Source organism: Blautia sp. BCRC 81119 (genome assembly GCF_003184505.1).
GTDB classification, from domain to species: domain Bacteria; phylum Bacillota; class Clostridia; order Lachnospirales; family Lachnospiraceae; genus Blautia_A; species Blautia_A fusiformis.
Genome location: NZ_QJHD01000050.1, coordinates 1 through 12,076, shown reverse-complemented (window position 1 = coordinate 12,076; position 12,076 = coordinate 1). Strand labels below are relative to the sequence as shown.

The 12,076-nt window shown below is 39.0% G+C and carries 16 protein-coding genes and 1 pseudogene; 13 read left to right on the top strand and 4 right to left on the bottom strand.

The window, feature by feature from the left end:
• The first annotated feature begins 329 nt into the window (after window positions 1–329).
• The 4 genes from DMI82_RS19270 to DMI82_RS19255 all read left to right on the top strand — a co-directional run bounded on the left by DMI82_RS19270 (window position 330) and on the right by DMI82_RS19255 (window position 2,622).
• Window positions 330–767, top strand: a complete 438-nt coding sequence (locus tag DMI82_RS19270; RefSeq protein ID WP_005608550.1) for a radical SAM mobile pair system MarR family transcriptional regulator — start codon at window positions 330–332, stop codon at window positions 765–767.
• On the top strand, window positions 764–1,453 hold the full coding sequence (locus tag DMI82_RS19265; RefSeq protein ID WP_110104282.1) for a radical SAM mobile pair protein A: 690 nt from the start codon (window positions 764–766) through the stop codon (window positions 1,451–1,453). The genes DMI82_RS19270 and DMI82_RS19265 overlap by 4 nt, the downstream gene beginning before the upstream one ends.
• Complete coding sequence (locus DMI82_RS19260) at window positions 1,441–2,349, top strand: radical SAM mobile pair protein B (protein WP_021650118.1); 909 nt, start codon at window positions 1,441–1,443, stop codon at window positions 2,347–2,349. The genes DMI82_RS19265 and DMI82_RS19260 overlap by 13 nt, the downstream gene beginning before the upstream one ends.
• Window positions 2,350–2,412: 63 nt before the next feature.
• Window positions 2,413–2,622: a DUF6219 family protein gene (locus DMI82_RS19255; protein WP_008392833.1), complete on the top strand. Its 210-nt coding sequence runs from the start codon at window positions 2,413–2,415 to the stop codon at window positions 2,620–2,622.
• A gap of 262 nt (window positions 2,623–2,884) precedes the next feature.
• Here DMI82_RS19255 and DMI82_RS19250 read toward each other — a convergent pair.
• The 3 genes and pseudogenes from DMI82_RS19250 to DMI82_RS19235 all read right to left on the bottom strand — a co-directional run.
• Window positions 2,885–3,133, bottom strand: a pseudogene (locus DMI82_RS19250) (ATPase); the annotation flags it as partial.
• A gap of 36 nt (window positions 3,134–3,169) precedes the next feature.
• Entirely contained in the window at window positions 3,170–4,930 is a 1,761-nt protein-coding gene (locus tag DMI82_RS19245) for a diguanylate cyclase domain-containing protein (RefSeq protein WP_084449113.1), read from the bottom strand.
• A gap of 378 nt (window positions 4,931–5,308) precedes the next feature.
• A complete protein-coding gene (locus DMI82_RS19235; RefSeq protein ID WP_021650114.1) occupies window positions 5,309–5,593 on the bottom strand; it encodes a transposase in 285 nt (94 codons plus the stop codon).
• A gap of 205 nt (window positions 5,594–5,798) precedes the next feature.
• Here DMI82_RS19235 and DMI82_RS19230 point away from each other — a divergent pair, with 205 nt between their 5' ends.
• From DMI82_RS19230 to DMI82_RS19180, 9 genes are all read left to right on the top strand, one after another.
• Complete coding sequence (locus tag DMI82_RS19230) at window positions 5,799–6,092, top strand: hypothetical protein (RefSeq protein ID WP_242981886.1); 294 nt, start codon at window positions 5,799–5,801, stop codon at window positions 6,090–6,092.
• Between the two features lie 25 nt (window positions 6,093–6,117).
• On the top strand, window positions 6,118–6,723 hold the full coding sequence (locus DMI82_RS19225) for a DUF1349 domain-containing protein (RefSeq protein ID WP_021650112.1): 606 nt from the start codon (window positions 6,118–6,120) through the stop codon (window positions 6,721–6,723).
• A gap of 94 nt (window positions 6,724–6,817) precedes the next feature.
• Entirely contained in the window at window positions 6,818–7,630 is an 813-nt protein-coding gene (locus DMI82_RS19220; RefSeq protein ID WP_044960374.1) for an alpha/beta fold hydrolase, read from the top strand.
• A 72-nt stretch (window positions 7,631–7,702) separates the two neighbouring features.
• Complete coding sequence (locus DMI82_RS19215) at window positions 7,703–8,458, top strand: 4Fe-4S binding protein (protein ID WP_021650110.1); 756 nt, start codon at window positions 7,703–7,705, stop codon at window positions 8,456–8,458.
• A 298-nt stretch (window positions 8,459–8,756) separates the two neighbouring features.
• The gene (locus DMI82_RS19210) at window positions 8,757–9,227 is read left to right on the top strand and encodes an LURP-one-related/scramblase family protein (RefSeq protein WP_021650109.1); all 471 of its coding nucleotides are present in this window, start codon (window positions 8,757–8,759) and stop codon (window positions 9,225–9,227) included.
• A 45-nt stretch (window positions 9,228–9,272) separates the two neighbouring features.
• Entirely contained in the window at window positions 9,273–9,491 is a 219-nt protein-coding gene (locus tag DMI82_RS19205) for a hypothetical protein (RefSeq protein ID WP_015526477.1), read from the top strand.
• 23 nt (window positions 9,492–9,514) lie between these two features.
• Window positions 9,515–9,877 (top strand): YccF domain-containing protein, encoded by a 363-nt coding sequence (locus DMI82_RS19200; RefSeq protein WP_059086556.1) that lies wholly within the window; start codon window positions 9,515–9,517, stop codon window positions 9,875–9,877.
• A gap of 434 nt (window positions 9,878–10,311) precedes the next feature.
• Window positions 10,312–10,581 (top strand): AAA family ATPase, encoded by a 270-nt coding sequence (locus DMI82_RS19190; RefSeq protein ID WP_059086557.1) that lies wholly within the window; start codon window positions 10,312–10,314, stop codon window positions 10,579–10,581.
• A gap of 67 nt (window positions 10,582–10,648) precedes the next feature.
• Window positions 10,649–11,128 (top strand): sugar O-acetyltransferase, encoded by a 480-nt coding sequence (locus tag DMI82_RS19180; RefSeq protein WP_242981885.1) that lies wholly within the window; start codon window positions 10,649–10,651, stop codon window positions 11,126–11,128.
• A 48-nt stretch (window positions 11,129–11,176) separates the two neighbouring features.
• On the opposite strand, the gene DMI82_RS19175 is transcribed toward DMI82_RS19180, so the two are convergent.
• Window positions 11,177–12,076: recombinase family protein (locus tag DMI82_RS19175; protein ID WP_199579988.1), on the bottom strand; the 900-nt coding region annotated here is incomplete at its 5' end.

The window sequence follows — 12,076 nt, the reverse complement described above, 5'->3', positions numbered from 1 at the left end:
GCGAGAGACACCTTCTTTCGTAAATGTTGCAAATGTTTGTTTTGGCACTTTCATTATACAACACATGGAATCGAGGTGTCTTTCTTTTATGCAAAATCACGAACTTGCTCATTTATAGTCATAAGGGTAAAAATAAGGGAAACTACATATCATTTCACTAATGGACAGGCGGGAAAGCCTATAAAATGGGGAAAGTTAGAGAGATAATTATATAAATTCCAGTTTGGAGAATTGAAAAAATGGAATTTACCTATTAAGACATATAAACTCTTGACAATAAAGCTCCTATATAGTATGTTTTTAATAAACTACTATATAGGAGATTTTGCATGGAAATGAATGGAGGATTTCTTGTCACAAAAATAAAACAGCTTGGAGACCGGATTTTTGAGAAGATTCTCAGTGAAAAGAATATTGATGCGTTTAATGGAGCCCAGGGACGTATTCTTTATGTGCTGTGGCAGGAGGATGGTATCTCAATCAGGTCACTCTCGACTAAATGCGGATTAGCGATAACATCTCTTACTACGATGCTGGAAAGAATGGAAAATCAAGGGCTGATAAGCCGTGTTCAGTCTGAAACGGACAAAAGGAAAACACTCCTGTTTCTGACTGAGAAAGCACATGCCTTAAAGGGCGAGTACGATTCTGTATCTGATGAGATGGGCAGTATTTACTACAAAGGTTTTTCAGAGGAAGAAATTACCCGGTTTGAGAAATGTCTCGACCGCATCAGAAAGAATCTTGAGGAGTGGCAGAAGTCATGAGTATTTGTATCAAAGATCAGATTCAGAACATGAATATCGTCATTGGCTGCACAGTGGGGTGTACATATTGCTATGCCCGCAACAACGTGAAACGCTGGCATATGATTGATGACTTCGCTGACCCTGAATTCTTTCCGGGTAAGCTCAAGATGATGGAAAAGAAACGTCCGCAGAACTTTCTTCTTACCGGGATGAGCGATCTCTCCGGATGGAAGCCGGAATGGAGAGACGAGGTATTTGCAAAGATCCGTGAAAATCCACAGCATCAGTTCCTGTTCCTTACCAAGCGACCTGATTTGCTGGATTTTGATACCGATTTGGAAAACGCATGGTTTGGCGTTACGGTGACGAGGAAAGCAGAACTGTGGCGTATCGACGCCCTTCGGAAAAACGTCAGAGCAAAACATTACCATGTTACCTTTGAGCCGTTATTCGACGATCTCGGCACAGTTGACCTTTCCGGAATCAATTGGATCGTTGTGGGCACCATGACCGGAGCTCAGAGCAGGAAGATTCATACGGAGCCGGAATGGGCATGGTCTCTGGCGGACCAGGCACATAAGCTTGGCATTCCGGTGTTTATGAAGGAAGACCTTGTCCCTATCATAGGGGATGAAAATATGATTCAGGAAATGCCGGAAGAATTTAATAAAGTGTTAGAGGTACAGAAATCATGGAAGAAGTAATAAATGGAATCCTCATTCGTGAGGTGGAAACAAAGAACATCATGACTAAGTCTAGTCTGCCGGTAGGCGGTTACTCGGTCAATCCCTATGTGGGCTGTACACATGCCTGCAAGTATTGCTATGCTTCTTTTATGAAGCGCTTTACCGGGCACAAGGAGGAATGGGGCACTTTCCTTGATGTGAAGCATTGGACGGAAATTAAAAATCCGAAGAAATATGCCGGACAGCGGGTGGTCATCGGTTCTGTGACAGATGGCTACAATCCACAGGAGGAGCAATTCGGGAATACCAGAAAACTTTTGGAGCAGCTGATCGGCAGTGACGCAGATATTCTGATCTGCACAAAGTCGGATCTTGTGGTACGAGATATTGATTTACTGAAGAAGCTTGGACGTGTAACCGTTTCATGGTCAATCAACACACTAGATGAAAATTTTAAGAACGATATGGACTCTGCTTCGAGCATTGAGCACCGTATCGCTGCTATGAAGCAGGTATATGAGGCAGGTATCCGTACAGTCTGTTTCGTATCCCCGGTATTTCCCGGTATCACGGATTTTGAAGCAATCTTTGAGCGGGTAAAGGATCAGTGCGATCTGTTCTGGCTCGAAAATCTCAATCTTCGAGGCGGTTTCAAAAAGACAATTATGAATTATATCGCCGGAAAATATCCTGATCTTGTACCACTTTACGACGAGATCTATAACAAGCATAACCGCAACTACTTTGAAGCACTTGAAGTAAAAGCTGAGAAAATGGCTAAGAAGTATGATTGTGCCTTTGTGGATAATGAAATGCCTTATGGCAGAGTCCCGCAGGGACATCCGGTGATCGTAGATTATTTCTATCATGAGGAAATCCGTGGGACAGAGAATACCGGAAAAAGAAATCGCTAACTTCCAGTTTGTATATATCTTTTAAAAGGTATATGATTAAGAAAAACGGCAGGAGGTATCTGAATGAAATCACATAAATATTGGTCTATCGGTGCACTGATTACAATGCTTGGAACTTTTTATACAGGTTATAAGGGATCAAAAGAAGGCCATAAGTACTTTGCAGCAAGTTCTTTGCTTTGCATGATTATGGCTATTTATACAGGACACAAGATGATTTCTGGTAAAAGTAGGAAGAAAAAAGAAGTTTCAGTAGAGAGTGTTGAAGATTAAAAAACAAAATATTTTAATAAATAACGCCGGTGCGGGATTTTTGATATCCAGTACTGGCGTTATTTATTCTACAGGGGCTTGGGGGGTGTAGCCACCAAATAGTCAGTTTGCATTCCTTGTCAAAAGACATCGGATCACAGTTCAGTACATCCATATAAAACTCTTTTCATAGGATGCTTCGTCTGAATTCATCTGCAATCTCCGTCATAATAAAAATATCTCCATCATTTCAAAAGAGAATGCTGGAGATATTTCGCCTTGCTTATTCTTGTAGTAACCAATCGGCTATATCGTAAATTACGATTCCTTCATAGCTATATTGGGGATGTTTGGTTCTAGCAATAATCATTTTCGGATAAGCATCTCGAATCTGAAGCCGAGGAAAGCATTCTCTCTCAAATGTTTACTGCCCGGAAATGTTGTCGCTGATCTGAATATAAAACTTCTCGTTGCTTCTCTGAGCAATAAAGTCGGTTTCCTTTTGATAGAGCTTGCCGACATAAACATTATATGAAAATAGATCATACGCTCTGTTTTTTGCAATATTTTATCTTGCGAATTTATCATTGTAACGAATATGCATATCTTCCCAATCCATGAACAATACATAAAATACTTTCCCGTATTGCGGGCTCTCTACAATTCTTCCATGATCAAGAACAGAAAAATAAGTTCCGTCAGCTTTTCGAAGATGAAAGTGAGTATAGTCATTTTCATTGCCGTTGTCAATCTGTTCCCAGATACTTGATTCTATCTGTTGCTGTTCATCTTCACGAATCAAGTTGCGAAAACTTTTCTCAGTAAGTCTGAACAGTTCATCTATATCTTTATATCCGGACATATGAAGAAATTCATCATTTGCAAAAATTAGTTCATCATCTTCTTTGTCAGCTCTGTATATGATGAATGCACCTGGAAGATGTTCAGAGATATCCTTGAATGCGAATCCAAGTTGTTTGCGGGCACCTGACGGAAGTCCTTCTCTGTAGACCATACATCCATTTTTTCCATGAAGCTTTATTTCATAAAGAGCGGCATCTGCGCAGCGCATGAGTTGTGAACGATTGGATGCAAATGTTGGATATTCTGCATATCCTAGAGAAATATAAAATGCATGTTCCTTACCATGGTATGAGAATGATTTAGGAAGTTTGGTGAATTTCTGCAGCTGTATATCTGCTTCTGCAAAGGTACAATTTGGTAAAAGAATGCAGAATTCGTCACCACCATTTCTTCCAAGTAATGCATCGGATGGGAAAAAAGTCTTCATGCTGTCTGCAAGATTCTTTAGTGCCCTGTCTCCGTAATTATGTCCATAGATATCATTAATAAACTTGAAATCATCGATATCAAGGAGCGCAGCCACAAAATGTGTTTTTGGATTTTTTTGAATCATTTTTTCTGCAAATTCATCAAATCCATAGCGGTTATAAATATTTGTAAGAGAGTCTGTGCGCGCCAGTATCTGAAACTTTTTCTTATGTTCTTTTGCTACTAACCATACTCTGGTAAGAACTGACAGGAGAAGGCTTATTGTAAGAAAAATTCCGATGATGATTACCAGTAATGTGGCATTTCTCCATCCACTTTTAGGAGTTACTTCAAATTTCCAGTTTTCGTCTCCTATTGTAAATGTATAAGAAACAGGACGATTTATTTGCCCATCTGATTGATAAACCACTTTATAAGTATCACTCCATGGAGCGTCTGTTTTTGAAATTTTGTATTCGTATCCAAAATTTGAAAGTGCACTGATTGAATCTGAAAAAATATCCGGAACACGCAGGATAACAATAGTAAATCCCCAGAAATACTCATGTCCGTTTTTATCTTTCAGGTATATGGGATTGCGGACTGCAATTCCATATCCTCCCTGTTTTAATTTGAAGGGGCCCTGCGTAATGATTGTATGGTTGTCTCTTGCGTAACAGGAAATTTTTCCGCGGTCTTTATCATGGATCAAATCAATCTTACCTGCCTCATTTTCATTAGCCGGATAAATATCTGTAACAACACCATTAGGAGCGAGCTGTACACTTTCAATAGAATCAGACATAAGATTTCCTGCAATTGTTTCAAACTGACGGATTTCGCCATCTTCACTTATTAAGATTTGCTTCAAGGTATCTGTGATCTCAATTCCATTTGTAATTTCATTCTTTATTTGTTCGCCATAGGTGGCTACGTTTAATTGTGCTGTTATGTGTCTCTGCTCTTTTTCGTGGGTGTCTGTTTTGTATACAATCAAACTAATAAGGCATATGCCCAGTAAAAAAGTGATAAGAGGCACAAGTGTTTTCTTTTTCACTTGGTTCACCTTATTCTGTTCATGGGAATTATTATAATAAAGCATTATATCACAGAAGTTGAAAAACAGAATAAGTTTTATGAAAAAAACGAACTGTGCAAAATCTTTATACATCTATGACAGAAGAATATATATCGATAGGGATTTGTGAAATCTATATATTTTAAGAAGGAGCCTTGGAATCATCATAAATATCCTGTATTTTTGCTTTTACAGCTTTACGACGTTTTTCTGTATCAGAAGGTACGTGGTGGAGCCATGCAAGATATCCTGAGCGAGAGACACCTAAAAATTTCAACATTCCGAAGACGGAAACCCGACGTCCAGCCTTTTTGGCAGCTTCCGTCTTCTCAGACACTTCAAGATAAATGGCTTCCGTCATTTTCCCAGAATGTTGATTGCTTTTTCTAACACATCAAGTGCATCTTGGGCATCACGTAATTCACGTCTGAGACGGGCAATTTCCTTCTGCTCATCAGATGCATAATTACCAGAACCACGAACAGGAATATCACCTGATTCCCGGAAGTCTTTTAGCCATTTTGTTAATGTGCTGTATCCGATGCCAAGATTTTCTGCACATCCACGTACTCCGAGATCTTTGTGATCCTGATAGTACTGGACTGCATCAAGTTTAAATTGTTTGTCATGTTGCTTTGCCATATGAGATCTTCCTTCAGCATGCCTCTATTGTATCATGCTTATGTGTATTTGGAATTTCTCATTTTGGTTTGTACTATTTATATTCTAGCACCAATACCTGCAATCTATGAAGGCAAATCTGAGAGAAATTATTCACTATATTGACGAGTCAACACTTGAAAAAGCGAAGAACGAAAAAGTTCAAAAGCAAGAGTCTCCCTCAAAGATGTCAAAAGACGTAGAGGAGTCTGTTGATAAGATGTTCTCCAATCGTATGAGCAAAGCATATTCTGAATGTAAATCAAATCAAGATACACAGCCATTTAATGAAAATATAGAGAAGGAATACCAGAAGCTTTTGGAAACACTGTCTCCGGAACAAGAGGAAGTGCTTACGAAGTATTGTGATGAAATATTTGCCAGCGGAGCAGAGACAGAAGAGTTTTTTTATCGCCTGGGTATAAAGGATGGACTGAGATTAAAAAGTACGGTAAAATCTGTATTAGAAATGATGTCGTGAAATCGGAATTTGGAGGGATAATGAGATGAATATAAAAGATTTTAAGTGGACGAGAGAACCTGATGATTACACGCTGACAGATGACAAAATTGAGATTATCACACAGCCTGGAACTGATTTGTGGCAAAGAACTTACTATCATTTCCGCAATGATAATGCTCCGGTTTTGCAGATAGAAACAGAGGAAAAGTTTTTTTCATTTATGGTGAAAACAGATTTTAAGGAAAGCCATCATCGCTTTGATCAGTGCGGTGTGGTTATGTATCTTGACAGTGAGAATTGGTTGAAAGGTTCTATAGAATATGAGAATGACAATTTTCAGCACCTGGGAAGTGTTGTGACAAACAATGGATATTCAGATTGGGCAACTACGGAAATTGATGCAGAGATTAAATCTATGTGGTATCGTCTCAGTAGACGTGAAGATGATTATTGCATTGAATGTTCTGAGGATGGAATACGGTTTAAGCAAATGAGGATTTGTCATATGTGGGCTGGTGCAGGAAAAATCAAATTTGGAATTTATGCATGCAGTCCGGAAGATTCATCGTTTAAAGCGGTATTTACAGATATGAAATTGACGGAGTGTCAATGGAAAGCCCACGATGGTCAAAAGCCGGATGAGATGTAGCAGACTGTATTTGATATAAAAAACCAATATGAAAATAGTTAAAGTTTTTCAGGTTGTGTAACTGAGAAAAATGAAAATTGCGGAGGTGGATTTGTTGAAGGAAAGTACATATCAAACTCCTTGCGGAACAATTCACTATTGGTCAAATAATCTGAGTTTGGATACAACGACGCTTGTATTTTTACCAGGGCTGACTGCTGACCATAGATTATTTGATAAACAGGTTGAGTACTTCGATGGAAAATATAATATTATTGTATGGGATGCACCGGCTCATGCCTCTTCCTGGCCGTTCCGCTTTGACTTTGATCTGTTTGATAAGGCAAAATGGCTGAATGGGATTCTTGAAAAAGAAGAAATCATAAAACCAATTATAATAGGTCAATCAATGGGAGGATATGTGGGACAGGCTTATGCACAATTGTATCCTGACCGGCTGGCAGGTTTTATTTCCATTGATTCAGCACCGCTGCAGAGGAACTATGTGACAGCAGTGGAGATCTGGCTTCTGAAAAAAATGGAACCAGTATATGCACATTACCCATGGAAGTTGCTTTTGAAATCCGGAACTGAGGGAGTTGCAACTTCTGAGTATGGCAGAAATCTGATGAAGGAAATGATGCTGGTCTATGATGGTGATCAGCATCGTTATGCCCAAATTGCCGGGCATGGATTTCGTATTCTGGCAGAGGCAATGGAAAAGGATCTGCCATATGAAATCAAATGTCCTTCCCTGTTGATATGTGGTACAAAGGATCATGCCGGTTCATGCATAAGGTATAACAGAGAATGGCATCGAAAAACGAAAATTCCTTTAAAGTGGATTGAAGGGGCCGGTCATAATTCTAATACAGATAAACCGGAGATGATAAATAGTTTGATAGAAGAATTCCTTTCAAACATATAAAGACTATTGAAAACAATTGGTCAACCGTTATAAAAGGACAATAAACAAATCGGAATCAGTAGGAGGATCATTATGAGATTTTATAACATATTTTTCAGCCCGACAGGAGGTACAGAGAAAGTAGCAGATATTGTTGCGAAAGGGACGAAGCTGGATGCTGAAGAAATCGACCTAATTAAAGAACCAAATAAACTCATGAAGGTGAAATTTGAAAAAAAGGACCTATGTTTGGTTGCTGTACCGTCTTACGGTGGACGCATTCCATCAGTTGTAACGGATATGTTCCGCAAAGTAAAGGCAGATGGTACGAAAGCAATTCTTGTGGCAGTATTTGGAAACCGTATGATTGATGATACTCTATTGGAACTACAGGATGTTCTGGAGGCATCAGGATTTGTATGTATCGCAGGAATGGAGGCAGTCGCAGAGCATTCCCTGATGCACCAATTTGGAACCGGACGCCCGGATCAGCAGGATGAAAAGGAATTGCTGGAATTTGCCGCAAAGATTATGCAAAACAGCGAAGCACAAAGGACACCTGCATTTCCGGGAAACAGACCATATCGAGAATATGGTGGTGTTCCACTCAAACCTGTTGCAAATGGAAAATGCACTTCCTGCGGTCTGTGCGCAAAAGAATGCCCGGCAGGTGCCATTCCGTTGGACAATCCGAAGATGACCGATAAGGATAAGTGTATTTCTTGTATGCACTGTGTAGCAGTCTGTCCGAAGAAAGCAAGAAATTACAGTAAGCTTGTCAGTTTTATCGCTGGACTGAAAATGAAAAAGGTTTGTTCCAGTAGGAAGGAAAACAAATTGTATTTATAATAGGGCGAGCAATACAATGAGAAACATGTAAATTGATACGTGAACAATCGGCTCAGTATGATATTTAATTAAATATTGCAATGAAAAGATCATTTACCGTAAACAAGCAGTAGATGGTCTTTTTTATATCTTTTTGTGAACAAGTAGAGATTTATAGCTGGTAATATGTGTTTTATCATAATCCGTGAAATAAGATGAGTTAATTCTTCGATTTACATATTTTTTAAGGTGTTCCGGCATGGTATTATGATACTTATAAAGAACCAATTATATCTGTTGGAGAGAGCGGTGAAAAGTTATGAAGTTATTGTTTAAACAAAGGCTGTTTTCATGGTTTGACAGCTATGATATCTATGATGAAGCAGGCAACACTGTTTATGTAGTAAAAGGCCAGTTGTCCTGGGGACATAAACTTGTAATTTATGATGCCTATGGAAATGAAGTAGGAATGGTTGTTCAGAAAGTACTTACTTTTCTTCCTAAATTTGAAATTTATAAAAACGGCAGTTATATCGGATGCCTGAGCAAAGAATTCTCATTCCTGACGCCACATTATAATATTGATTACAATGGATGGCATATTGATGGAACCATTATGGAATGGGACTATAGCATTCTTAATCAAAGCGGTTATTCAATTGCACGGGTTAGTAAAGAACTGTTTCATATGACTGATACATATGTTATTGATGTGCAGGATCCAGGAAATGCATTGGATGCGTTGATGTTCGTACTTGCGATTGATGCAGAAAAATGTTCCAGGAATTAGATAGTTGATCTTGTTACCGAAGATATTCGGAGATGGGGAGGTAGCATGGGATTATTTAAAAAGAAAATCGTGAAAAAAACATATGACCGAGAACATATGAAACCAGTTATTCGTGCAAGCATTTGTACTGGAGAAGAAGTAGCAGGGTTCAAAGACATACGGACCGGAAAAATCGAAGAAATCATGCTGATCAGATCTCCAGAGGACTTAGAAAAATTCAAAGAGATATATGAGATAACAGAGGAAATTGCAAAAGAATATTAGACATTGGATGAGGAGATGTTGTCATGAGAACTATAGGTAATATCCTTTGGTTTATATTTGGAGGATTACTGGGCGGACTGGCATGGATTTTTGCAGGTTGCATATGGTGTATTACAATTATTGGAATTCCGGTAGGTCTGCAATGTTTTAAATTTGCAACCTTGGCATTTTGGCCGTTTGGAAAAGAAATCGTGTATGGAAATGGCATGTTTTCATTTCTGGTAAATCTTATATGGATTATATTTTTTGGATGGGAAATGGCACTTGGAAACCTGATAGTGGGTTGTATTTGGTGCATTACGATAGTTGGAATTCCATTTGGAAAGCAGTTCTTCAAGATGGCAAGACTCTCTTTCATGCCATTTGGTGCGAGTGTGATAGGGTAGAATGTGTAAGGTCTTATTGATGAAAAATGAAATAATATTATTCACAGATGGTAATATTAATATTGGAGTTCAAATAAACCCTGAACAGGAAACAGTCTGGTTGACACAGAAGTATTGTTTGATGTTAAGCATATGCAGCAGCCGGTCACTGATAAGGAATTTAAAAATTTCACAGACTGTGCGGTTAAGAAAAGTAACGAAAATGCCCTGATTTTCACAACTGAAGATATGGAGAAGCCTTTCATAAGCTTTGATGAAGGAATGTAGAATTTCTTTGAACCGGAGCTTCAGAAGAGATTGTATGAAATGGAAAAAGTCATTTAATATATATTGATCAATGATATAATATTCTAAAATGTTGATGATAAAAGAAATATAGTAATTAAAAATGTTACAAAGTTGTTCTTGATAAAAATATTATTTGGTAACAGGAGATGTTTTATGTTAAAAAGAAAAGTGACGCATTACATAAAAAATGGGTAGATTCAAAAAACAAAAAATGTCTTGTAATTCAGGGAGCCAGACAAACAGGAAAAACATATATAGTTGAAAGATTTGCAGAAGAGAACTATGAAGAAATTATTGAAATTAATTTTAAACAGATACCTTCTGCGATGGATATTTTTTCCAGTGATCTAAAAGTAGATAATATGGTTATGGCTATGTCCGTATTTGATGACGGAAAGTGCAAAAGCATTAGATAAAATATTGCAGACCATGAGAGAGTGGGGAAACTGATATTTATAACTTTGAATTTGGAGGTTATCGAAAATGACTGAAAGAGAAAAAATGCTAAGTGGAGAGTTGTACGATCCAACGGATAAAGAATTGGAGCAATTACGCGTGAATGCACGTAAATTAGCAAGAAAATACAATTCGACAGAAGAAGATGATCAAGAAGAACAAGCACAGATATTGAGGAAATTATTGCCAGCAACAGAGGAACTCCCCTATTTACAGGCGCCTGTTTATTTTGATTACGGATGTAATACGTTCTTTGGAAGATTCAGCTCTGCTAATTTTAACTTTACATGTTTAGATGTATGTGAAATACATATAGGCGATAATGTGATGATTGGTCCAAATGTTACATTGGCAACTCCTATGCATCCATTATTACCTGAAGAACGCAATATTAGGAAAAGAGAAGATGGAAGTTTTTATAATCTTGAATATGCGAAGCCAATAACTATAAAGGATAGTTGCTGGCTGGCATCCAATGTGGTTGTTTGCGGTGGTGTCACCATATGATTAGCGCCTATTAGGAAAACACACTGTCAAAGGGGTTTGTAGCGGGGGTTAGCCCGCTACTGCGTTATCTTCCGTAGTGTTGATTTCAATGTACTCGGCAATCTTGCGGAGCTCGTCAGCAAATTTGAATTTCACGCTGATATTACCGTTTTCATAGACCTTGATATAGTCCACAAGTTCAACCAAGATTTCACGATTGAGGGCTTCAATGTTCTGATACTTCATAAAGGCTACCAGTGCAGGATGCTCGTTGTCCACACCGTTTGCCAGTTCTGCGCGTTCAGCGTTCAGCCGGGTAAGCACCGCGGAAATATCAGAAGTCTGCCGTTCATAGTCAGCCTTCATATCCCGGTATTCCTGCTGGGTGATTTCACCGTCTTTCCAGTCCTGATAAAGAGATTGCTTGTAGCGTGTTATCTTTGTCAGTTCCCGCTCTTTTGCAGCTATCAGATCGTCCAGTCGGTAAGACTGGCTTTTTTTGATTGGAGCGGAATTGATCTGCGTGACGATTTCCGAGTAGGAAACAGCCAAATGTACCTGATGCTGTACAGCGAACAAAACAGCAGCCTCCAGCCGTTCATGCTTGATTGAGTGCATGGTGCAGGCTGTCCGGGAACGGTTCTTGTAGGTTGAGCAAGAGTAATATACATTGTTGTTCTTGCCAACGCATCGGGTAATGGCCCGCCCGCAATCGGCACATTTCAGAAAGCCGCTGAATAAATGTACCTCACGGCCTTTCGGGGAAGTACGGGTATCACGCTGTAAGAGAGCCTGTACCTTGTCGAAAGTTTCATAGTCGATAATGGCCTCATGCGTTCCAGCCACTTCTACCCATTCCTCGCGTGGAACAGCTTCAATCTGGTGTACCTTGTAGCTTTTCACCCGGCTTCGGCCTTGGGCTAAATCCCCGGTGTAGGTCGGATTGGTAAGAATGGAGTGGATCATGCG

What these genes read in the sequence shown, in the direction of transcription:
- DMI82_RS19270 (WP_005608550.1), top strand. Translation starts at nt 330, where the DNA reads ATGGAAATGAATGGAGGATTTCTTGTCACAAAAATAAAACAGCTTGGA.
- DMI82_RS19265 (WP_110104282.1), top strand. Translation starts at nt 764, where the DNA reads ATGAGTATTTGTATCAAAGATCAGATTCAGAACATGAATATCGTCATT.
- DMI82_RS19260 (WP_021650118.1), top strand. Translation starts at nt 1,441, where the DNA reads ATGGAAGAAGTAATAAATGGAATCCTCATTCGTGAGGTGGAAACAAAG.
- DMI82_RS19255 (WP_008392833.1), top strand. Translation starts at nt 2,413, where the DNA reads ATGAAATCACATAAATATTGGTCTATCGGTGCACTGATTACAATGCTT.
- DMI82_RS19235 (WP_021650114.1), bottom strand. Translation starts at nt 5,593, where the DNA reads ATGGCAAAGCAACATGACAAACAATTTAAACTTGATGCAGTCCAGTAC.
- DMI82_RS19230 (WP_242981886.1), top strand. Translation starts at nt 5,799, where the DNA reads ATGTCAAAAGACGTAGAGGAGTCTGTTGATAAGATGTTCTCCAATCGT.
- DMI82_RS19225 (WP_021650112.1), top strand. Translation starts at nt 6,118, where the DNA reads ATGAATATAAAAGATTTTAAGTGGACGAGAGAACCTGATGATTACACG.
- DMI82_RS19215 (WP_021650110.1), top strand. Translation starts at nt 7,703, where the DNA reads ATGAGATTTTATAACATATTTTTCAGCCCGACAGGAGGTACAGAGAAA.
- DMI82_RS19210 (WP_021650109.1), top strand. Translation starts at nt 8,757, where the DNA reads ATGAAGTTATTGTTTAAACAAAGGCTGTTTTCATGGTTTGACAGCTAT.
- DMI82_RS19205 (WP_015526477.1), top strand. Translation starts at nt 9,273, where the DNA reads ATGGGATTATTTAAAAAGAAAATCGTGAAAAAAACATATGACCGAGAA.
- DMI82_RS19200 (WP_059086556.1), top strand. Translation starts at nt 9,515, where the DNA reads ATGAGAACTATAGGTAATATCCTTTGGTTTATATTTGGAGGATTACTG.
- DMI82_RS19190 (WP_059086557.1), top strand. Translation starts at nt 10,312, where the DNA reads ATGTTTTATGTTAAAAAGAAAAGTGACGCATTACATAAAAAATGGGTA.
- DMI82_RS19180 (WP_242981885.1), top strand. Translation starts at nt 10,649, where the DNA reads ATGACTGAAAGAGAAAAAATGCTAAGTGGAGAGTTGTACGATCCAACG.